Annotated in this window: 20 protein-coding genes; 4 read left to right on the top strand and 16 right to left on the bottom strand. The window is 60.5% G+C overall.

The window, feature by feature from the left end:
* The first annotated feature begins 145 nt into the window (after positions 1-145).
* Both BLR16_RS00355 and BLR16_RS00350 read left to right on the top strand, forming a co-directional pair.
* Positions 146-382, top strand: a complete 237-nt coding sequence (locus tag BLR16_RS00355) for a hypothetical protein (RefSeq protein WP_003369228.1) — start codon at positions 146-148, stop codon at positions 380-382.
* A gap of 536 nt (positions 383-918) precedes the next feature.
* Positions 919-1296 carry a response regulator gene (locus BLR16_RS00350; RefSeq protein WP_003434210.1) on the top strand — a complete coding sequence of 126 codons (378 nt, stop codon included), beginning with the start codon at positions 919-921 and terminating at the stop codon, positions 1294-1296.
* A 59-nt stretch (positions 1297-1355) separates the two neighbouring features.
* Here BLR16_RS00350 and BLR16_RS00345 read toward each other — a convergent pair whose 3' ends face one another.
* The 3 genes from BLR16_RS00345 to BLR16_RS00335 form a co-directional block, all read right to left on the bottom strand.
* Positions 1356-4676, bottom strand: a complete 3321-nt coding sequence (locus BLR16_RS00345; RefSeq protein ID WP_074807523.1) for a type III effector HrpK domain-containing protein — start codon at positions 4674-4676, stop codon at positions 1356-1358.
* Between the two features lie 248 nt (positions 4677-4924).
* Entirely contained in the window at positions 4925-5659 is a 735-nt protein-coding gene (locus tag BLR16_RS00340; RefSeq protein WP_032609603.1) for a DUF72 domain-containing protein, read from the bottom strand.
* A complete protein-coding gene (locus BLR16_RS00335; RefSeq protein WP_074807518.1) occupies positions 5656-6087 on the bottom strand; it encodes a DNA methylase in 432 nt (143 codons plus the stop codon). Before BLR16_RS00335 ends, BLR16_RS00340 begins: the two co-directional genes overlap by 4 nt.
* A gap of 419 nt (positions 6088-6506) precedes the next feature.
* On the opposite strand from BLR16_RS00335, the gene BLR16_RS00330 reads away from it, so the two are divergent.
* The gene (locus tag BLR16_RS00330) at positions 6507-9326 is read left to right on the top strand and encodes an ATP-binding protein (RefSeq protein WP_058397005.1); all 2820 of its coding nucleotides are present in this window, start codon (positions 6507-6509) and stop codon (positions 9324-9326) included.
* 142 nt (positions 9327-9468) lie between these two features.
* Here the strand turns inward: BLR16_RS00330 and BLR16_RS00325 are convergent, their stop codons facing one another.
* The 13 genes from BLR16_RS00325 to BLR16_RS00265 form a co-directional block, all read right to left on the bottom strand.
* Positions 9469-10515 carry an EscU/YscU/HrcU family type III secretion system export apparatus switch protein gene (locus BLR16_RS00325; RefSeq protein ID WP_003434215.1) on the bottom strand — a complete coding sequence of 349 codons (1047 nt, stop codon included), beginning with the start codon at positions 10513-10515 and terminating at the stop codon, positions 9469-9471.
* Positions 10515-11330: a type III secretion system export apparatus subunit SctT gene (gene sctT / locus BLR16_RS00320; RefSeq protein WP_003369214.1), complete on the bottom strand. Its 816-nt coding sequence runs from the start codon at positions 11328-11330 to the stop codon at positions 10515-10517. Before sctT ends, BLR16_RS00325 begins: the two co-directional genes overlap by 1 nt.
* A 6-nt stretch (positions 11331-11336) precedes the next feature.
* Positions 11337-11606 (bottom strand): EscS/YscS/HrcS family type III secretion system export apparatus protein, encoded by a 270-nt coding sequence (locus BLR16_RS00315; protein WP_003369212.1) that lies wholly within the window; start codon positions 11604-11606, stop codon positions 11337-11339.
* A 4-nt stretch (positions 11607-11610) separates the two neighbouring features.
* A complete protein-coding gene (sctR, locus tag BLR16_RS00310; protein WP_092194037.1) occupies positions 11611-12267 on the bottom strand; it encodes a type III secretion system export apparatus subunit SctR in 657 nt (218 codons plus the stop codon).
* Positions 12264-13322, bottom strand: coding sequence for a type III secretion system cytoplasmic ring protein SctQ (sctQ, locus tag BLR16_RS00305; protein ID WP_074807515.1), 1059 nt, complete (start codon positions 13320-13322; stop codon positions 12264-12266). The genes sctR and sctQ overlap by 4 nt, the downstream gene beginning before the upstream one ends.
* Positions 13319-13828 carry a hypothetical protein gene (locus BLR16_RS00300; protein ID WP_074807512.1) on the bottom strand — a complete coding sequence of 170 codons (510 nt, stop codon included), beginning with the start codon at positions 13826-13828 and terminating at the stop codon, positions 13319-13321. Before BLR16_RS00300 ends, sctQ begins: the two co-directional genes overlap by 4 nt.
* Before the next feature lie 102 nt (positions 13829-13930).
* Complete coding sequence (locus BLR16_RS00295; protein WP_044309599.1) at positions 13931-15259, bottom strand: FliI/YscN family ATPase; 1329 nt, start codon at positions 15257-15259, stop codon at positions 13931-13933.
* A complete protein-coding gene (locus BLR16_RS00290) occupies positions 15256-15852 on the bottom strand; it encodes a FliH/SctL family protein (RefSeq protein ID WP_003369199.1) in 597 nt (198 codons plus the stop codon). The genes BLR16_RS00295 and BLR16_RS00290 overlap by 4 nt, the downstream gene beginning before the upstream one ends.
* Positions 15845-16468, bottom strand: coding sequence for a hypothetical protein (locus BLR16_RS00285; RefSeq protein ID WP_003369197.1), 624 nt, complete (start codon positions 16466-16468; stop codon positions 15845-15847). The genes BLR16_RS00290 and BLR16_RS00285 overlap by 8 nt, the downstream gene beginning before the upstream one ends.
* The gene (gene sctJ, locus BLR16_RS00280) at positions 16465-17244 is read right to left on the bottom strand and encodes a type III secretion system inner membrane ring lipoprotein SctJ (RefSeq protein ID WP_003434222.1); all 780 of its coding nucleotides are present in this window, start codon (positions 17242-17244) and stop codon (positions 16465-16467) included. The genes BLR16_RS00285 and sctJ overlap by 4 nt, the downstream gene beginning before the upstream one ends.
* A gap of 3 nt (positions 17245-17247) precedes the next feature.
* Positions 17248-17679 (bottom strand): hypothetical protein, encoded by a 432-nt coding sequence (locus BLR16_RS00275; protein ID WP_032609606.1) that lies wholly within the window; start codon positions 17677-17679, stop codon positions 17248-17250.
* A 9-nt stretch (positions 17680-17688) separates the two neighbouring features.
* Positions 17689-17907: a hypothetical protein gene (locus BLR16_RS00270; RefSeq protein WP_003369190.1), complete on the bottom strand. Its 219-nt coding sequence runs from the start codon at positions 17905-17907 to the stop codon at positions 17689-17691.
* Positions 17908-17927: 20 nt separating this feature from the next.
* The gene (locus BLR16_RS00265) at positions 17928-18539 is read right to left on the bottom strand and encodes a hypothetical protein (RefSeq protein WP_003369189.1); all 612 of its coding nucleotides are present in this window, start codon (positions 18537-18539) and stop codon (positions 17928-17930) included.
* A gap of 175 nt (positions 18540-18714) precedes the next feature.
* Here BLR16_RS00265 and BLR16_RS00260 point away from each other — a divergent pair, with 175 nt between their 5' ends.
* Positions 18715-19497: a tetratricopeptide repeat protein gene (locus BLR16_RS00260; protein ID WP_032609632.1), complete on the top strand. Its 783-nt coding sequence runs from the start codon at positions 18715-18717 to the stop codon at positions 19495-19497.

Raw genomic sequence — 19497 nt, 5'->3', positions numbered from 1 at the left:
CTTGAGCAAAGCCCCGCCAGACCTTGTCTGGCGGGGCTTTTTTTTGCACGCCGTTGCGCGGGCAATCCCTGCCCACACGAAAACAGGTCGAACTCTTCGCGTCGTTCGTTCCTCCAACCAGAACGACACACACCGAGGAACTGCAATGAGCACGCATACCGACAAGCCTTCCAGCCACACGCCTGAACAGTCCGCGCCGACGACAGACCAGTCCGGCAAGCCGGTCGATGTGGTGCACAAGGACATTGCACACGAGAACCCCGCCACCGAAGGCGTGGACAAGGTCATTACCCCGACTTCCATCAAGGAAAAAGAGCAGGATGCCGAAACGCTTCGTGCTAAAAACCGTGAGCTTGAGCGCAAGCTGAATGGCCAGGGCTGATTGCCCAAGCGGGCCTATAGCAACCCAGTATTTGCCGATAACTCGCTAAAAAACGGCAGGCAGGGCCTTAAAGGCCCACACCTGCCAACTTGCAGGCATTTCCCCGCCATCGTCAGTTAAAGCTACGCGTCCAACGGGCACCTGTTATGGTGACCCACTTCCTTCCATCTCTGGCTTGTATCAGCAGAGCGCGTCATCCAGGTCTCCACGCCGCACTTTCGCGGCAACCCCGCATTTTCTTGCGCTGTCCATCCGGGCCGCTGGCCGCCCAAATTCCCGCTGCGGCCGACAGAAAACATCTGAATCGCGTTCAGCCTCGAACGACTGCACTTCGTATCAAGCAGCGGCTGGCTGTTCCCGGTTGAAAAACCCTATGGAAGGAAACAGGCGGTTGCAACCACCGTAAAAGTTGGCCTGCGCTTGATACGCCGCAACATCGAGCGAGAACTCAAAGGCCAGGCCGACATTCAGCTCGCCCTCACAGGGATCATCTGGTCAATGCTGATTCCCTGGCCAGACAAACCGGAAAGCCACTTATGAGCTCAGAATCGGAAGACCAGACCTCGCTCCCCAAAGTACTGTTGGTAGAAGACGAGACCATGCTCGCCACGTTGATGGAGATGATGCTCGATGACCTGGGTTTCGCGACCGCCTACCACGCCAGCACGCTGAACGAAGGCATTGAATATGCGCGTAACGGCGAGTACGACCTGGCCATCCTGGATATCAACATTATCGGCGGAGACTCGTTCCCGATAGCCGCAGCCATTGCCGATCGCGGCATACCCTTCATGTTTTGCTCGGGGTACGGGCGGCTGGGGATACCTGACGCGTGGCTCGACCGGCGATGCGTCGCCAAACCGTTCAGTGCCGAGCAACTGAGCCAGGCTTTGAGTGAGCTGCTTGAGACCTGACTCGCTACGTCGATCGGCGTCAGAAAGCAGGCCGGGGCGCTCCGGCCTGACCACTCCGATTATGAAGCGATGGTGGTTTCTTCCGGCCCCGGCCACTCGCTGTCCGGCACGTCCATGAGGGTGCCGTTCTTGACTCCATCGATCTCGTACTGGGTCAGGTAGTCCCTGAGGTGATCGGAAAACCGGTCGACACGGGTCTCCTGTTTGCCCTCCTCGATCATGCCGGGAATCAGCAGCGCCACAGCGCCCACCCCGGCGGCGGCCAGTCCCAGAGTGCCGGCCAGCAACGGCAAGGCGCGCACCACACTGCCCGTCAACTGCAGGACGCCTGCTGCGCCCTCTGCCGCTGATGCCAGACCGGCCATCGCGCCCAGGGACCCGGCCGTGATGCTCATACCGCCGGCGACCAGCTCGCCTCTCCTGATCGATTTCACACCGTCAAAGATGCCATAGGCCCCTGCGGCCACTCCGGCCAGGCCACCCAGCCCTTTGGCAGCGTTTTCCAGTTTCGACAGGTTGGTGGTTATTTCCTTGTAGATGTCCGGCTCGAGCATATCCTTGATGTCCTTGAACATCGTGGTGACATTCTTGACGCCGCCCTCGGTCAGCAAGGTAGCGCTTTGCACCGAACCTGTGGTGATGTCGACGATCTGCCGATCAGTCAGCGCCCCCGCGCCATTTGCCCCCTTGGCGATGGTGATGCCGGCCATGAACAGACCGCTGACACCATGCAGGACTCCGGCACCGGAAGCAGCCTTGATCGAAGAGTTGTCACTGAACAGGCCCAGTTCGGAAATGGACTTGGTGCCCTGACGCAACAGATCCCAATTCCCTCGGAATACGCCCAGAATCTGGTCGGACGTGGCCGGCTTGCCGTCGGCATTGGTCAGCAACTCGGGGTTGCTTTCACTGATCTGGTCGATCAGCGACCTGACTTTCGCTTCGTCCAGTGTATCGCCGCCATCCTTGCCAAAAGCCTTCTTCAGATCCTCGAAACTGGCGTCCTTGAAGACGTTGTTCTGGGCAATGGCGGTGTAGTTTTCAGTCAGCTTGTCGTCGTATTTCCCTGTGAACTCCGGGTTCAGCGCAGCGTTATACATCGCCACTTCCATGCTGAACTGGCTGGTTGCCACTTCGAAGCTTTCAGTCTTCAACAACTCGTTGAGTCGCTCGCCCGAGACCAGCGTTTTCTCGTAGAACGATTCGAAATCCTTATTGTGCGCCGACTTTTGCACGGCCTTTTGAATTTCACCCGGATCACTCAAACTCAGAGATTCCTGAACGCTTTGAGCCGAGCTGTAGAACCGGGCCAGAGCCGTCTGCTGATCGGTCTTGCCGTCCTTGGTGTTGGCGTCCCACAGCTTGTCGAGGGCCTTGCCGGTCTTGATGTCATTGTCGTAAGTGCCTTGCAAGGCGCTTTTCAGCGCGTCGCTGCCCTCCAGCACCTTGCTCAATTCGCTGGTCGCATTGTCGTTGCAGAACGTGACCACCTCGGGGTCCTTTTCGAGCAACGAGATATGCTCGTTGACGTCATCGAGCAGCTTTTGCGGGTCGGGATGACTGCCTACGTTGTTGGCAATCTGCACCTGAGACTTGTCGTCCTTCCACATCCCCGCACCGCTGCCCTCGACAATCAGGCTCTGGGCCGCCTTGAGTTCCTGCAGGACTGCGGCCTTCTGCTCTGCGGTGTAGTTCTGCGGATGCTCGAACACATCCTTGTCGAGCGCGTCGGTGTTGACCTTGTTGAGCAGATTGCCCTCTGCAACGGCTTCCAGCAGCGTGCCCACGGCACCGACGTCTTTTGGCGCGCTATTCTTGAGGAAAGCCTGAATGTCACCACGGCTGGCCTTGCCATCGGTGCCTTGCTCGAGCGGGCTTTTGGCATTATCGAGCAGCGCAAAGGCGCCGGGTTGCGACCAGAAATCCAGCGCTTCCCTGACTTCCTTGCCGAGCTGCGGATGCGTGTCCCGGTAGGTCGCCAGCGCCTCGGCGGTCAGGTCCGCAGAACCGGTCTTGCCCTTGATCGCGTCATGGTTCTCGTCGAGGATTGCTGCATAGCGGGCGATTTGCTTCGAGGCCTCATCAGCATCGGGGCTGGCTTTCAGAAAGTCCTTGTAACTGCTGATGTCTTCGGTCTTTTTCAGCGCCGGCAGTGCATCGAAGCTCAGTTTGCCGAAGTCCTGCAAGCGTCCAGCCTCGGTGCCATGCTTCGCTTCGGCGCCTTTGGTGAAGCCGTCGACTCGACTGTTGAACACATCGCCCCCAGACTGAATCTCACCCTTCTCGTTGTACATTGTCACCCGGTCGAGCACTTGGACCGCGCGAAAGGCAGCATTGGCGTCCTTTTCAAAATCTCCGACGCGTTCCTTGAGCATGTCCTTGACGCCGCTCTGATTGCCGAGATCCCTGAGCAACGGATTGGCGTCGATGATCTCTTGTGCCGAGCGCGTGTCGTCCTTGGGCAGCTCCCACAGAAAGCCCAGTTTTTCGGCCTGTTCGCGGGCCTGGGTGTTGTCGCCAGCCGCCGAAATATTGCTCAATTGACCCGAGAGGCTGGAGAAACCGTGCTTGCCAAAATCCTGCAGACGACCGGCTTCGGTGCCGTTACGGGCTTCGCCGCTTTTGGTGAAACCATTGATCCTGCCGTTGGCCACGTCACTGCCGACAATTCGTCCTCCACTGCTATCGAACTGTTCGATATGGGCCAGCACCTGAGTGGCTCGATAGGCTGCATCTGCGTCGGTATCGAAGTCGCCGACCTGCTCTTTGAGCATGTCCCTGACGTCACTCTGATTGCCCAGGTTTTTGAGCAAAGGGTCACCGTCGACGATACTTCTGGCGTCCCTTTCATCGCCCTTCGGCCGCTCCCACTGAATCCCGAGCTGCTCGGCCTGTTCGCGAACCGCAGGGTCATCGGCTGGCGATCTGATTTCGTGCAGTTTGCCCTTGAGGCTCGAGAAACCGTCCTTGCCGAAATCCTTCAGACGACCGGCCTCCGTGCCGTGCCGGGCATCGCTGCTGCTGGTGTAGCCGTCGATACGATTGTTACCGATGTCCTTGCCGGCCAGACGGTCACCGTTGGCGTCGAAGGTTTCAATGTGTTCGAGCAATTGCACGGCTCGAAACGCGGCACTTGAGTCCTTGGTGTAGTCACCGACCTGAGCAATCAGGTTTTCCCTGGCTTCCCTCCGGTCACCTCGCTCGCCGAGGTTTTTCAGCAGCGGGCTATCGTCGATGATCTGCTGAGCGGAGCGTTTGTCATCGGCAGGCAGTTGCCACTCGATACCCACCTCACGTGATTGCTGTACCGCCTGTTCCCAGGCTTTGGCATCGGTAGGATCGGTGGGTTTTTCAGTGCTGATCTTGCTAACAGTCGTCATTGTTATTTCCTTCCATTGGCCACCCGACATTCCATGGCGTTACAACGCCGCTAGTGCAGGCAGCGCGCGCCGCTACGGATTGGTCTGGTGAGAGACGGGCCTTTGCAGGCAGAGGCACGGAGCCTGGATAACTGTCAGGCGTCCGCTATCAATTACGATTAGAAAGACTTTGCATTAAGAAGGGATGACATCGCTGCGCAACTTGCCGTACACCAGACGACCGGATACGGCGCAGGAAAGAGGCGAACTTATCGTGCGCGGCTCAGCGTCTGAAGTAACAGGGCATCTTCGATTGCCGCACCGCTGGCCGTGTTATCGAATATGCACCATGTTTCGACGCCCTCTTCCACCGACGCCAGCGCCTGCCGGCCCAGAAACTCCAGCCGTTGAGGGCCGTAGGCACTGTGGTAAATCTTCGGTGAGCCGTGCAGCCGCCAGTAGCGGGCGCCTGGCCATCCGCCAGGAACATGGCCCGCGCTGATCGGCGAAGGATCGGCTGCGACTCGTGCAATACGCTGATCGACCAGAAGTGCCTCGGCCTGGCACCAGGATTCATGACGCGGCTCAAGAACAAGTGTGCCGCTGTAACGACTGCGCAGCACTTTAAAAAAGCGTTCTGCGACATCCGGAATATAGTCAAGAGAAGGCGGTAGTTGAATAAGCAGGCAACCCAGTTTTTCACCCAGCTCACTGCACTGGGAAAGAAACACATCCAGTAACACTTCAGTATCCTGCAACCGTTGATCATGAGTAATCAGTTTGGGGATCTTTACCGAAAAGCGAAAATCGTCAGGCACCGACTGTGCCCAGCGCCTGTAAGTCTGCGGACGGTGTGTCCTGTAGAACGAACTATTGATTTCAACGGTGTTGAAGCGTGACGAATAACGTTGCAAATGAGTTCCGGCAGCGGAAAATTCAGCACAGTGCTCGCGCCCCAGACTCCAGCCCGCACAGCCTGTACGCAATGATAACGGGGTGTTCAATACAGCACCTTGCCGGCTTCACACATGAATATCTCCACAGTCTTGGGGCCAATGCCGTTGAAGGCTGCCAGACGTTTCTCGAAGTCTGCGCGGTCTTCGCTCGCCTCGTGGAGATTGCCGATCGTGCCCGCGTAGTCAGCGTTGAGCCCGGCACACAGCGCCAGCAGTCTATCGGCCGTGGACTCGTCATAGCGCACGTAATGCGCTTCGCCGAGCATGCTGACCACCTCGCGATGGGTGCATTGGCCCAGTTTGCGTGGCGTGTCGCGCTCATGCTTTTCGATGATGACCCGGTATGCCTTACAGGCGATGGCCGACTGAATTCGCTTGCCCATCAGAAAACTTGCAATGAGCCACTTGAACAAGGCTTTTTCCCGGTCCTTGTCAAAGTCGATATGCAACTCTGCAGCATTGACGGTTCGATTCATGAGGTTCTCTGCAAGTGGACATACCGGTCGCATTAGTTCTGCAACCGTCATCTAAACGACCGTTCGGGCAAATGGCGTGTTGACAAAAAATCGTTACAAGTCGACCAACGGTAAACGGAGTGGCGGCTAACTGATGTCAATTAACGTGGGCGCGATTTGTGCATCGATCTCATAACAGTCATCTCATGTCACTAGACTTTCCGCTTTCCGGGCAGTCAACGCGTTAAATCAGGCATGCGGTCAGGCATTGGTGCACACCCGGTAACACGGAGTGTCCGCTCAGTTACAACTGATCTGCCGCAGGTAAACGGAGGCTGGCAGATAAACGGAACACTCATCACCACACGGACACAGATCGGGACCTTCATGCTCCTGCACGGTGCGGCGGCGCAGTTATTACTTCTGACACAGGTCTAAGCATGGATTTCGAAGCAAGCGGCCAGAATGAAATGGCCATTCAGGAAACAGGTGAGGCGTCGCGCAGCAACGAGGCCATTCACTTTGGCCCGTTCACCCTGCTTCCACGCGAATATTTGCTGCTCAAGGATTCACAGCCGGTGCCACTGGGCAGCCGCGCAATGGCATTGCTGGTCGCTTTTGCCACTCGGCCAGGCGAACTGCTGGAGAAAGCCGAACTGCTGGCACTGGCATGGCCCAGAGCGGTGGTCGAAGAATGCAACCTGCGTGCGCAAATCGTTGCCCTGCGCAGGGCACTGGATGCCGACGAGAATTACATTGTCACTGTGCCGGGCCGTGGCTACCGATTCGTCGCGCCGGTCAGTGTGCAGCAGGCGGTCCGCCACGAACCTGCGCCAGCGGACACACTCGCCAGCGTAAGCGTGCCGGCAATCAACCGTCAGGTGCTTGGGCGTGACGAACTGATAGAGCAACTGTCGGAACTGACACTCTCCCGGCGTCTGTTGACCCTGAGCGGTCCGGGCGGCGTCGGCAAAACGACCGTTGCGCAGGCACTGGCTGACAGTCTGGCCGCACAATCGGGCCTCAGCACCGCGTTCGTCGACCTGACGCCGGTCAACGGCACGCAACCGATATTGGGCCGAATCGCCTCCGCACTGGGGCTTAGCGCCGAAAACGAACAACCGCTGCACGACATACCGCCATCGCTGGTCGGTCGCCCGCAATTGCTGGTGCTCGATAACTGCGAGCATGTGCTCGACGAAACCGCCGCTGCCGTCGAAGCGTTGCTGGCCAATGCACCGCTATGCTGCATCGTGGTGACCAGTCGCGAACCGCTGCGTGCGCAGGGCGAATGGGTGCATGAACTCGGCCCGCTGCAAGTGCCTGATGAGCACGAAGTGCTCACTGCCGCGCAGGCCATGGGCTATTCCGGGGTGGCGCTCTTCGTGACCCGTGCCAGAGAGCAGGACCCCGAGTTTGCCTTCAATGACGGTGACGCCGGAACGGTCGCCGCCATCTGCCGCAAACTCGACGGTAATCCACTGGCCATCGAACTGGCTGCTGCACGCGCCAGGACCTTCGGTATTCATGACCTGGTCGGCCTGCTGGACGGCAGTTTTCGACTGCAGATGACCGGCCTTCGCACCGCCTTGCCACGCCAGCGCTCGCTGAGTGCCACGCTGGACTGGACCTACGGAATGCTCACCGGGCACGAGCAGGCGTTGCTGCGCCAGCTGTCGATATTCAACGGTTCATTCACCATTGACGGGGTCATGGCGATCGTCAACATCGGTTTGCCGGACGTGCGGATGACATTGCCGATGCTCGAAAGCCTGCTGGAAAAATCGCTGCTCGGCACCTTCGATCACAGCCAGGGCAAGCGCTTCAGGTTGCTGGAAACGACACGTCTCTACGCCCACGAAAAACTGGTGCAGTTCGATGATGTACCACGCCTGTGCCGCGCTCACGCTCAATGGGCACTGACGCTTCTGGAACAAGGCAAACAGGATCTCGAACAAATGCCCCAGGAGCTCTGGACCCAGCGTTACGGTATAGAGATCGACACCATTCGAGCGGCCCTCACCTGGGCGTTCTCGGCCGAGGGCGACCGCCAGCTGGGGGTCGAACTGACGCTGTGCAGTTCGCCATTGTGGCTGCGGCTGTCGCTGGTGCGCGAATATCAGGACTGGGTAAACCACGGCCTGCCCCGGCAGGTGGAAGAGGCACACATGGATCGTCGGCAGCGCATGCGTCTGCTGACCATGTCCGGCAGCATTCTGATGCTGACCTACGGTGCGGGACAGAAAATGCGCGAAGTCTGGCAGCAGGTCAGTGAAGATGCCGAAGCGCTGGACGACTCCGAATACCGCCTGCGGGCGCTGTGGGGCAAGTGGAACGACCACACCTGCAGCAACAAGCATCTGCAGGGTACGCAGGTCGCCTCGCAATTTCTGGCACTGGGCAAGGATTACCGCATTGCTGACTGCCAGTTGCTGGGCAGACGCATGCGCGCCACCAGCGCGTTCTATATGGGCGATATGAAGACGGCGCGTCAGGCCATCGAAGAAGCACTTGGCGCCCCGCGCTCGCCGTCCTCGCACATTATCGACATGCACTTCGACCAGCGTATTGCAGCGCAGTCGCTGCGGGCCCAGGTTCAGTTACTGATCGGCAATACCGGCCAGGCGATGGTCGCCCTGGAAACCAATGTGCAACAGGCTATTGCACTGAGTCATCCTGCAACCTTGTGGTACACCCTGGCGATCAGTGCGATCCCGGCGACGCTGATTGCCGGTACGCTGCACAAGACGCGGCATTTCCTCAAGCTGCTCAAACAGAGCAGCGAACGTCAGCCCCTGCATGTCTGGCGCCAGCTGACCAGTTGCTATGAAAGCATTCTGGCGATTCGCGAAGGCGATGCCGCAACGGGTGTGCCGCTATTGGGAGAAGCCCTGCAGCAGTTGCGCAACCATGTGGAAACGCCGCTGCATGCGATGCTGCACACCGAGTACGCATCAGGTCTGGCGGCACTCAGACTCGAACCTCTGGCACTGGAAATTCTCGATGAGCTTCATATCGGCGCGGTAGAAAATCATGACCGCTGGTATTTGCCGGAGATCATGCGGGTCAAGGCCCAACTGATGCTCGACCAGCCGCATGACTACTCGCTTGAGGATGTACGCATGATGCTTGCTCAGGCACTGGACACGGCACGTGAGGACGGTACGCATTTCTGGGCATGGCGCATCAACACCGACCTCAACCGTCTGAAGGTGGTGCGCGGCACACCGGCAACCCGCTACAGTCCGATGGTGCACTGAATACACGAGGCTTGCCCCGGTGGTCAGCGTTGGCCTGTAGTTTCAAGCCGGGCACAGAATGTCCAGAACATGTTCACCGAGGCGTGAGGAGCGACAGCGCTGTCACCGTGCAGCGCGCCAGACACGTGCGAGGTGGCTGACATCAGATCAGCCGCTGGGCCACCAATGCATCGGCTACCGCCTGGAAGGTGTTTTCCGGCACCGGGTCGCCCGCCACGCTTCGCTTTGCAATCGACTCGGCAAGACTTGCGTCGGGCCACAGAGCAATGCCCAGTGGCGCGGCGTCGGCCAGCAATGCGGCGGACTCGTGCTGTGCGGCGCGACAGACCACTATCGGCACTGGCGTTTCGCCGCGAACATAACGCACGCCCACCACCCAACCGCCAGCATCGCCAATCATCAATGAAGCCCGCGCCAACCCGAGCTTGGTCGCCAGGGCCTGCATTTCGCGCCGTTGGCGCTGACGTTCGCGTTTGATCATCGGGTCGCCGTCGACGTCCTTGCGTTCGCGTTTCTGCTCGCTGTGGCTCATTTTCATTTCTCGACCAAACAGCCAGCGCTGCATCAGCACATCCACTGCACCAACCAGCAGAAACGCCGCCAGCACGGTGAACACCAGCGGTTTGAGGACCAGATAAAACGTCGATTCAATGCAGCCCTCACCACAGCGCGACGACTCCATCAGCGCTTGCAGGGCCTGACGACCGACCACATAGAACGCCAGCCCCAGCAGTACCACCTTGACCAGCCCCTTGAGAAACTCAATCAGGTTGCGCATCGCAAAAATGCGTTTGAATCCCTCGGCAGGGTTGATGCGTTTGATGTCCGGCTGAATGGGCTCCACCGAAAACACCACCCCACGCATCGTCACGATGTTGGTCAGAATCACCGCCGCGACCGTTACCGCCACCACTGGCAAGGTAATGCCGATGACGATCTGCTCGGCATGATCGAGCAGCCGCGGCCAGACATCGTTGAAGGGCTCGATGTAAATCAATGCCGCGAGATCAATCAAGGCCTCGACCTGCGCACGCGCCTTGGGCAGCAGCACCGAAATACACAACGTACACAACAGAATGACCATGCCGGAGACCAGGTCCTGGCTTTTTGCGACCTGACCCTTCTTGCGGGCATCGCGCAGCTTCTTGTCCGTGGCCGGCTGGCTTTTCTCCTCGCTGGATTCGCCCATCAGCCGCCCTCGACCGCGAGCGCCTTGAGCACCTCGATGGTGCCTCGGAACTGTGCCAGTTGATCGATCATCACCGGGATCAGAAAGCCGATGTAGACCACCATCAACACCGAGAAAAACAGATTCTTGACCGGTAATGACAGGTCAAAAATATGCAGACTGGGGGCCATGCGTGACAGGTAGGCCAGCATCAGATCCGTGATCAGCATGGCGATCAGCAGCGGCGCGACCATCAACACACCGATGCGCATCACCTGATCGAGAATCGCCAGAATCGACGTCAACGCCGCGCTGCTGAACAGCGGTGTAAATTCGGTCACCGGCCAGAGTTGATAGCTGTGGTAATAGCCGTCCACCATCAGAATGAAGCCGCCGGACATGAAAAACAGCGTGATCAGCATAACGGTGAGCAAGGTCGCCATCACGCTCGCCTCCCCCTGTCCAAGCGGGTCGACCAGTTGTTCCATGGTCGACCCACGCTGCAGGTCGATCAGCTCACCTGCCACTTCGGCGGCCCAGAACGGGATGCCGAACAACAGCCCGATCAGCAACCCGATCAGCAATTCCTTGATCATCAACCCAGCCAGAAAGAATCCGCTGTGCTCGGGCATGGAGGTGAACGCGGAGAAAACGGGAAGGATCATCGGCACCGAGATGGCGACCGCCACGCAACCCCGAATCATGCCGGTCAGGCCCAAACGGTTGAATGCCGGCGTGATGATCACCACACCCATGGCCCGCGACGCAGCCAGCGATGTCGAACTGATCACCGGGTAGGCAACTTCGATGAACGCGTTGGTCAGATCAGCGCCCATGGCTGTTCAACGCGTCCACAGCGGAAAATTGTCCAGCACCTGATTACCCAGCTCGGCCACCTGCCCTGCCAGCAACGGCCCGACGAATACGATGACCAGCAGCACGCCTACCAGTTTGACCACTTGCGGCAAGGTCTGGTCCTGAATCTGGGTCAGCGCCTGCAGCAGTCCCACGCCCAACCCCACCACAATCGCCACGATCAGCGCAGGTGCGGACAGCAGCAGCACAGTCATCAGCGCCTGATTCATCAGCGACAGAAATACGTCCTGGCCCATGACTTCAGCCCCCGTAGCTTAAAATCAGCCCGTGCATCAGGCGTGACCAGCCACTGAGGGCCACGAACAGGAATATCTTCAGCGGAATTGAAATCAACGTGGGCGAAACCATCGACATACCCATGGCCATCAAGACGTTGGACACCAGCAGATCAACGACCAGAAACGGGATGTACAGTAAAAAGCCGATTTCAAAGGCCCGAGTCAGTTCGGAGCTGACGAATGCCGGGATCAGCACCACCAGATCATCATCGCGCAGGTCGGCACGTGCCTCGGGTGACCAGATGGTTTCGGTCGCCTGCACGAAAAACCCGCGCTCGCTTTCGTTGGCGAACTTCGACAGATGTGCCTGCAAGGTCGGCCGCAAGGCGCTGCCCAACTCCTCGAGCTGCTGAACGTTCTGCAGACTCAGATCGCGGCCCTGCACCTGCCGATACATGTCGCCGATCAGCGGCGTGGTGACGTAGACCGACAGGATCAGCGCGATGCCGTAAAGCACCAGGTTCGGTGGTGTCTGCTGTACGCCCAGTGCGTTGCGGATCAGGAACAGCACCACAGATATTTTCATGAAACCGGTCAGGGTCACCACGGCCAGGGGAATCAGTCCGATGGTGGCAACGACCAGAATGATCTCGATCAAATTCGGCTGGTAACCGTTCATGAGCCGCTGAAGCCAAGCAGGCGCACGCCCAGACCGTCGCCGATGGTCACCAGTTCACCACGACCGATACGGCGACCGTTGACCATCAGGTCCACTTCGTCATGCGCCTGGCTGGTAAAGGGCAGAACGCTGCCAGGGGCCATTTCGCGCAGCTGCGCAAGGGTCAGCTCCATGCTGCCCAACTGGCAGATCAGGGTCAGCGGCAAATCGTCCAGCGAGGCATCCAGATCGGCATCGGTGCTCATTTCACTCATCGGGTCATTCCTGTCAAAGGGATACGGAGAAAATGCAGGGCTGCCGGGACGCAACGCGCCTTGCCAGACCAGCGTGTCGCCCTGGCGTCTGACGACGGTCTGGCAGTGACGCCCCAGCCGCAGCAGCACCTGCGCATCGGCCAGGGTGTCGAGCATCACTACATCGCCCGGTAACAGGCTGCGCAGTTCGGCGTGAGTCAATGGCGCCTGCCCGGCTTCGATGCTCAACGCCAGACGCAAGCCTTGCAGCGGGTCACGCGTGACCGCGCAGTGCTGCTCAAGCAGCGCGCTCACCCGCTGGGCGCTGGCGGCGTCGAAATGGATTTTCAACGCCTGAACCGGCTGATCGCCGGCGCGCACCTCGACGGCGACCTGCAGGCCCTTATGCGGTTGGTCGGGCGTGCATGGCACTACGCGCAGCGGTTCGCCCAACAGCCCTTCCAGCGGCTCGATCAAGCTCAACCAGGCCTGTTCCAGCAGCAATGCGTCAGCGTCGGTTTCGATTGCTGCACCGGGCTGCCAGCCCAACCCCGAGAGCTCAAGCAGCCGCAGCGGGATATTCAGTTCGATCCGATGCCCGCCGAGCGCGATGGCCACACGCACCGGCTGCCGGCACTCGCCACTCGCGCTGGCCCAAAGCACCTGCACCGCTTGCCCGCCCAGCAGCACCGGCCAAGGCTTCAGGGCGCGGTGCAGCCGGTTGTGCAGGTCCAGTGCCTCACTGTCGAACTGCGCCAATCGCGCCTTGAGCACCTCGCGGCACGACGGATCGGCAGCAATCTGGCCGGCATACATCGTCATGGCTCGGTTCCTGATATCTGGGCAGATGTCACAGCAGTTGCAGCGGCACTGCCAGGCGCTGCTGGCTGATCGGCTTCGTCACGCTGTTCGGCCAGACGTGCATCACTTCGCACGCGCTGCTCCACCAGGCTTTGCCAGGCTTTGGTTTTCTGTTGCTGCTCCCTGTGAACGTGCCTGAGGCGCTCGCGGGCCTGCTCTTCGGTCTCAAGTGTCAGGGCCACGGCATCAGCATCGGCCTGCAACGCCACACGTTCGTCATCCAATTGCTGCAAGCGCTCCTGGGTCGCTCGCCAGGCGCTGACCGAAAGCCCCTCACTGAACCGGCCATATGCCTGCTCGGCTTCCCGAACGAGCTTTTCCCGGTGCAGACGCAAGGCTTCACGGGCCTGATCGAGCTCGCTGTTGGCCTCACGGCAGCGTTCACGTTGTGCAGCAAGACGCGCTGTGGCGCGCTGCTCACGCAGCACGCGCAGGGCCTGCAAGCTGTACAAGTCAGCCGTTTTCATAAATCTTTCCCATGGCAAATGCCGTTCGGCATCGAAAGAGAACATGCATGCGATCAGTCATCACAGCGAGATGTACAAGGGGTGAGCAATCAACGTTCGAATTCATGCCAGCACCTTGCGCATCTGCATCAAGGTCAGTTCCAGACTGTCATGCTCGGTGGCGGGCTGACGCAGAAAGGCCTCAATGTCTGCGTGCCGGGCAATCGCCTCATCGGCCAGCGGGTCGCTGCCGGCCGCGTATTCACCCACCTGAATCAACAGCTCGATCTCCTGGCGCCGGGCAATGAGCTCGCGCATCCGCGATGCCAGTTGCCGGTGTTCTGTTGTCGCGATGTGGTCCATCAGGCGGCTTCGACTGCGCAGTACGTCGATTGCCGGAAAATGATCACGCTGTGCCAGATCGGCGCTCAGCACGATGTGGCCGTCGAGAATGGAACGGGTTTCCTCAGCCACCGGGTCCATGCTCGCATCACCTTCGGTCAGCACGGTATACAGCGCCGTAATGCTGCCTGATGGTCCAGGGCCGGCGCGCTCGAGCAGACGCGGCAACGCCGAGAAAAACGACGGCGGATAACCGCGCCGGGTCGGCGGCTCACCCACCGCCAGACCGAGCTCACGCTGAGCACGGGCAAATCGGGTCAGGCTGTCCATCAGCAGCAGCACGCTGCGGCCCTGGTCACGATGATATTCAGCCTGGGTGGTCGCCACGTAGGCCGCCCTGACCCGCTCGGCGGCAGGCCGATCCGAGGTGGCAACCACGGCAACCGTGCGCGCCCGCGCCGTGGCATCCAGCTGCCCCTCCAACAGTTCACGCACTTCACGCCCGCGCTCGCCGATCAGGCCGATGACAATCACATCGACATTGCTGTTACGCACGATACTGGCCAGCAGTGAGGACTTGCCCACCCCTGGCTCGCCAAAAATACCCATGCGTTGTCCCTGCGCCAGGGTCAACAGGCTGTCGATGGCACGTACCCCAAGCGAAAGTGGCTTGACGATGCGCTGACGACTGAACGGCGCGGGCGGCTCGGCATGCAAGGGGTAACGCTGCAAACCGCTGGCAACCACCGGTGCAGGACCGTCGAGAAACTCGCCCATCGGGCTGATGACCCGGCCCAGCAAGGCGTCGCCGACCTGCACGCCCAGCGCCTGGCCGGTAGCGATGATCTGGGTACGGGTCGACAACCCTTCCATGGAGCCGATCGGCGACAGAATCGCGTCATCCTCATCGAACCCGATCACTTCGGCCGACAGCTCTCGTCCGTTTCCAGGGTCGCGCAACATGCACAGCTCGCCAATCCGTACCCCGGCCACACTGGCGCGCAACAACACGCCGCGAATGCTGCGCAAGGTGCCGCGCATCGGTCTGGGCTGGGCGAGCTGCAAGCGCCGCTGAAGACCGGGCAGCAGCCTGATCAGGGCCTCATTCAAGAAGCATCCCCTTCTGCCAACGGCAACAGCGCACGTCGCAGGTTGTCCAGTTGCGCGTCCAGCCCGAGTTCAACGGAGCCCGCCGGGCTACCCAGCCGCGCTTGACCGGCTGCCAGCTGATCGTCACCGACGACACTCAGCGACTTCAGTGCCGGCGGCGCCTCGTGGGCCAGCCGTCGACGCAACGCTTCGACGTCGGCACGCGGCACATACAGCGTCAGCGCCTGATCCTGACGAAACGCCGACAGTGCCTCTGCGGTGCAGCGCAGCAGGCGTTCGTGGTCATCCAGTTCGCCCAGCACCTGGCGGGCAATCCCCAGCGCCAGTTCAGCCAGCGAGCTTTCCAGCCCCGCCAGGTAACGCTCGACCTCGGCGCTGGTCTTTGCCAGCAACGCCGCGACCTGCTCGGCGCCGTCCTGACGGGCGCGCTCGAAACCTTCAGCGCGGGCCTGCTCCAGCCATTGCGCACTGTTTTCGCGAACCGACCGCGCCTCCTGATGAGCGGCCTCGACGAACGCGTAGCCGTCGATCCAGCGGGCCGCTTCGGCAGCGCGCACGATCCGTGAAGCGGGTCGGGTCGGCAGATCACTCATGGTCGTCGCTCCCGGTCAGCAGGCGGGCAACGGTTCGCACCACGGCCACCTGTCGTTCATCGCCTGGCTGAGGCTGATTTTGCGCAATGTCCAGACGCAGGCGCAGCCAGGCTTGCAGTTCGATGGGTTGGGCCTCGAGCCAGGCGGCCACGCAGCGCGCACCATCGCGATCGATGGCCTGGACGAGTTCGACCGGTGTGCGCAGCAGGTTGGCGGCCCCGGCCAGTTGGCGCTGAGCGAGTGCCAGTGAAAAAGCATCGTCACCCAGCAATTGACGGTACTCGCTGACCACGTCACCACGAATTTCCCGACTCAGCGTGGCGGCATGCCAGACCGCGCCACACAAGCGCGGCAAACGTGCAAAATCTTCGTCGGTCAACAACAGAACAGCCAGGTCACTCTGCGCTGGCTGTTCCAGTTGCGGCAGTGGTTGCAGCTTGAAATGCGCATTCAACAGCTGCTCGAAGCGTGTAGCAAAGCGCGACGAATCGCGCAGTGAAGCCAGCGTGGCAGGATCGACATCGCGTTGCAGGCATTCGGCCAGCCAGCGTTCGCGGACAAACGTCAAAGGCCGCTCGACGAGTGCCTGCCACTGCTCGGTCAGCGCAGCATTCATGGTGCATCGCTCAAGACATAGGTGCCCTCGACCCGGCGACGTTGCCAGAACTGACGACTCAGCAATCCGGCAAGCACCAGCGCAATCAGCAACAGGCTGCCGAACAGCCAGCGCGCCGCCGGAACATCATCCTCCAGCATCCACAGCCCGAAAAAGCTCGCCAGTTGCGGCTGCGCGCCGGCCTTGTCGGGGAGCGCTGCCTTGATGGCCGTCACCGACACACCGTCGTAGCCCAGCCCGGAAATTCCATTGGCGACCAGGGTCTTGATCTGCGGTATCAGCACGTTGATGTCGGTGCGCGGGTCGTAGCGCACCAGCACCGAGGCCGAGGACGGTGAAATCACCCGCTTGAGCAGGTCATTGTCCGGCAGCACCACATGCACCCGCGCGGACAGAATGCCGTCGATCTGCGAAACCGTGTGTGACAACTCTTCACTGAGCGCATAGACCATCTGGGCGCGCTCCTGTACTGGCGAGGACACCAGGCCATTGCCCTTGAACACCTCGCCCATGTTGGAGAAGCTCTGCCCCGGCAAGCCTGCATCGTCCAGTGCTGCCATGGCCTCGGCGAAGCGCTTTTCGTCGACCATGACCTTGAGCTGGCCGTTGTCCTGCACCTTGCGCGACGCCGGTATGCCGTCGCGCAGCAACACAGCCAGCATGGCATTGGCTTCTCGCTCGCCAAGGTTGGTGTAGAGATCGATGTCGCAGGCCTGCAACAGGCTGGCAAGCGTGGCCACGATCAGCAGGCGCAGGACACGGCAGCGTTTGGACATGATTCATTGACCTTTGAGAAGGGTGTTGGCGGAGCCGGATATCTGGGTCGCCCCGCGCACCACCATCTGGGTTTCGATGGAGTAGTCGAACATCCGCCCCAACGACTGCACGATCTGATCGACCTGCGGCCCACCGACTTTGCCGGTCGTCTGAGCAGCGCTCGCGGCAGTTGTTGGCGGCTGACTGGCCGCCTGCGGCGCGCTGCCCTGGGTCAAGGCGTCGGCACGCTGGGAGAACTGCCGAGAGCGGTCGATAAAGCCGTCCAGCCGCTCCATCAGGTTGGTGCCGATCTGATGCGGGCTGGCGCCCTGCGGCATCCCTTTGGACGTCTCGGCCATGTGTTCGAAGAGGTTCTGCGAAGCCTGCGGCCCCGCGCCTCCTCCCGGCGACGGCAAGGCAGCCGCCGCCGGTGACGCAGCTAGATTCACAGACATGGTCGTACCCTATTCGGAGTCGTCATCGGACTGGGCTTCGTTCAGCATTTCCTGAGCTCGCGGCATGATGATGAACTGCCCACCGATGGTGACGGCCTGAGTGATCAGCGCGTCGTTGAACTCACTGTCGCTGGAGGCCTGTTCGGCGTTCTCGACGGCGGCGTTGAAACGTGATTCCTGACTGGAAACATTGACGTCGACATTGCTATCTACGGAGTTGACGGACATGGGTAGTGCTCCTTTTGGGGTTACTGACGGTCGGTGGCGACTTGAGTGACGACACCGCCTCGAAACACCCGCACACCGCGTTCGCGCACCACGGGTGCGGCCTCGGCGACAGGTTGACGATCCACATGCTGCTGAATCTGCGCCAGATAAGCTGGCGGTCCGGACACGAACAGACTGTCGTTATCCGGGCTGACGCGACTGGACATCGGCTGGCCGGAGACCTGCAAGCGGGCCAGATAGTCCTGCAACTCTTGCAGCCGGGTGCCCTGCAGGTCGAAAACCCGCGTACCGACCTCATCAGCGCCCGCGATGTGCAGAACGTTACCGTCGAAGTACCAGCTCAACTGATTGGCATCGCACAGGCGGCCAAGAAACTCTCCAGCCGTTTCGCCGCGTACCGTACCGCGGGCGTTGCCGCGCACCTTGTCGGAGAACACCACGATCAGGTCGAGGTTCTGCGCGAACTCGGTGAGTGCACCGCGAATATCCTGGTCGACCAACACATAGGCATAAGGCTCGGCGAACCACTCGGGTTCGCGCTCCGACGCCGCGTTCAACGCACCGGGCAGTGAGCACAGCAGAATCACCAACAGCCGTAGCGCGATGCGCCACTCAGCCTTGAACAACGGCATGGCGCCCTCCCTGCCGGTTGCGGCGCTGCCTCGAACGCTGGCCCGCAGCGACGCGAAAAACCATGCTCAAAAAACGGTCGCAATTCAGCGCCGGGGCTATAAACTGGCGCTCGCCCGCGAAGGCCGTCGACGGCTGAATTGCCTCGCCCCGTCCCCTTTCACAAGAGCCCTGTCCATGCCACCTCGTTCCATCTCCACGTTGTTGTTGCTCGGCTGCCTGACCCTGACGGCGTGCACGACCCAGCCCAAGACCGATGCCAATTACGAGCGCTTCATGCAACTGGCCGCCGACCTGGAAAAACGCGGCGACTCGACGACGGCTGCGTCGTTCTACCAGCGCGCCACGCAACAGCCTGAAGCCGGCGTCGAATCGTGGCGTAAACTCGGTGCCGCACTGCTTGCCAGCAACGACACGCGCGGCGCGGAGCGCGCCTATCAACGTGCGCTGGAGCTCAAGGCCGATGACCCTGACGCCTTGTTGGGCCTGGGCACCGCGCAGTTGCGTCAGGGCAAGCTGCAACGCGCCGTCACCGTACTCAATCAGGCCGCGACTGCCCTGCAGCAGCCGCAGGCGTGGAACCGACTGGGCATCGCCTACATTCTCAGCGGTGAGGCCGACAAGTCCCAGAACGCCTTCAATACCAGCCTTCGTCTGGCACCGAACGATCTGGACACCCGCTGCAACCTGGCCCTTGCCTATGTGCTGGGTGACGACAATAAAAAGGCCCTGGAAACCATTGACCGCGTTAGCCAGTCGCCGCTGGCGCAACCCCGCCACCAGCGCAATCAATTGCTGGTGATGGTGCTCGCCGGTAAAGAGAAAGACCTCAAAAGCATGACCTTCGACGACATTCCCAAGGCCGAACGCAGCAAACTGATCGCCGAGGCTCGACGTATCAAGGCAATACCCGACCGTGCCGAACAGGCACGCGAATTGGGTCTGGTCGACGCTCGCTGA

The sequence above is a fragment of the Pseudomonas sp. BS3767 genome (assembly GCF_900099665.1).
GTDB lineage: Bacteria > Pseudomonadota > Gammaproteobacteria > Pseudomonadales > Pseudomonadaceae > Aquipseudomonas > Aquipseudomonas cerasi.
The sequence above is the reverse complement of the archived record's forward strand: the minus strand, read 5'-3'. Positions and strand labels throughout refer to the sequence as shown.